Annotated in this window: 1 protein-coding gene and 2 pseudogenes; all 3 read left to right on the top strand. The window is 50.5% G+C overall.

Annotation, left to right across the window (positions count from 1 at the left end):
• Nucleotides 1-334 (top strand): annotated as a pseudogene (locus SSCH_RS18970) (efflux RND transporter periplasmic adaptor subunit); the annotation flags it as partial.
• Nucleotides 331-1,019 (top strand): annotated as a pseudogene (locus SSCH_RS06035) (ABC transporter ATP-binding protein). The pseudogenes SSCH_RS18970 and SSCH_RS06035, both read left to right, overlap by 4 nt.
• Nucleotides 1,020-1,116: 97 nt before the next feature.
• Nucleotides 1,117-1,692, top strand: coding sequence for a DUF6930 domain-containing protein (locus SSCH_RS06030; protein WP_044664682.1), 576 nt, complete (start codon nucleotides 1,117-1,119; stop codon nucleotides 1,690-1,692).
• Nucleotides 1,693-1,762: the final 70 nt, after the last annotated feature.

Raw genomic sequence — 1,762 nt, 5'->3', positions numbered from 1 at the left:
TGAAACAGAGACTCATATTAAGGTTTACATAACTCTAGAGAAGGGTGAGATAAACATCAAACCAGGTGCTACGGTGGATGTGGTGCTCTACCGTGTCAAACCGCGCCAATCCCTCTTGATTCCCAATGAAGCGTTAGTCGGGGAGGGTGAAGAACAGGCTGTCTTTGTGGTAGAGAATGGTACAGCGAAAAGGTGTGCAGTCCAAATTGGCCATAGCAACGAACTTTTTACCGAGATCGAGCAGGGAATCAAGGACAAAAACAAGGTGATCCTGGAGCCTGACGAGATTAAAGACGGGCAGAAAGTGCGTACAACTGGCGGTGGAGACAAGTGATCAGGGTTGCCGGGCTGACGAGAGTGTTCGGGCGCGGGGATGCTGCGGTGGAAGCACTGCGGGGGGTTACCCTGGAGATCCCGGAGGGGGATTTTGTGGCTATCATGGGACCCTCAGGCAGTGGTAAGTCAACATTTCTGAGTATTCTAGGGTGCCTGGAGCGACCCACTGCAGGTGAGTACTATCTCAATGACCGCGATGTGAACTCTCTGGAAGATGACGAACTGGCGGACCTGCGCAACCGCAGATTGGGGTTTGTTTTTCAGAGTTACAACCTTTTACCCAGGCACGATGTTTTGCGCAATGTGGAGATACCCCTTGTTTATGGCGGTGCGCCGCGGGGGGAGGCGCAGAGAGCGTGCAGAGATGCTCCTGAAACAGGTGGGGCTGGGACACCGGCTCACCCATAAACCAGCTGAATTATCCGGTGGGGAACAGCAGCGTGTTGCTATTGCCAGGTCCCTGGCCAATAATCCCCTGGTTATTCTTGCTGACGAGCCCACAGGCCAATCTGGATAGTAAGGCTAGCCAGGAAATTATGGGGATCTTTCAAAAGATGCACCAGGCACAAAGGACGATCGTTTTAGTAACCCATGAACCCGAGATCGCCGCTTATGCCAGGCGAGTGCTCTATTTCCGTGATGGTGAGATCGTGCGGGAGGAGGTAAATGATGAACTTCGCTGATCTGGCTCAAATAGTATGGGAAAACCTGCGCGCTCACCGCATGCGGGCTGTGCTTACAACCATCGGCATTGCATCGGGATTGCCGGTGTGATCGCTGTTGTTGCTGTTGGGGCATGGCGGTCAGGCAGTGATCATATCTGAGATCGAAAAGATGGGCAGCAGCCGCTACTTTGAAATCGGTGCTGATTATCAGGGGGAAATAATAACCTGGCTTGACCGGTATCTTGAGCCCGCCCCGGTCATTATGAAATATGTTGCTTTTGAAATCACCGATGAACTGCTCTTGAAAAAGATTTTGACTTCCGGGAAAAGAAAACAGGCTGTCTGGGAGGTGGACACCTTTTTCGCCCCCTTCCCTGTTCAGGAGAAAAAAGGTGAAAGGCCGTATTTCCCCAAGACGTTTCTCATCCTCGACAGCAAGACAGGCCTTATCCTGGGACATGAAATGGTAAAAGATATTTCAGAGGAAGGGTATCACTGCATTCAGTGCCTAACTGATTTGATGGTTGACTCAAAAATTCCCTCCCGGATTCTCGTTGAACGTGACGAAACCTATCACTTGAATAAAATGATGTTTGTCATCAAGTTGAATTATTTTACTTGGAAGAAGTCGATGCAGTTGGCCCACAATTCCCCATGTCAGAGAGGATATGTTCAGGCAGGGACTGGATAAAGATGAGCAATAAAAACCGAAACCCATCTTGACAAAGCAGGGGTGGGTTGGTTCGGGGTGGATAACCCTG

The organism is Syntrophaceticus schinkii (genome assembly GCF_000946815.1).
Classification (GTDB): domain Bacteria; phylum Bacillota; class DSM-12270; order Thermacetogeniales; family Thermacetogeniaceae; genus Syntrophaceticus; species Syntrophaceticus schinkii.
The sequence above is the reverse complement of the archived record's forward strand: the minus strand, read 5'-3'. Positions and strand labels throughout refer to the sequence as shown.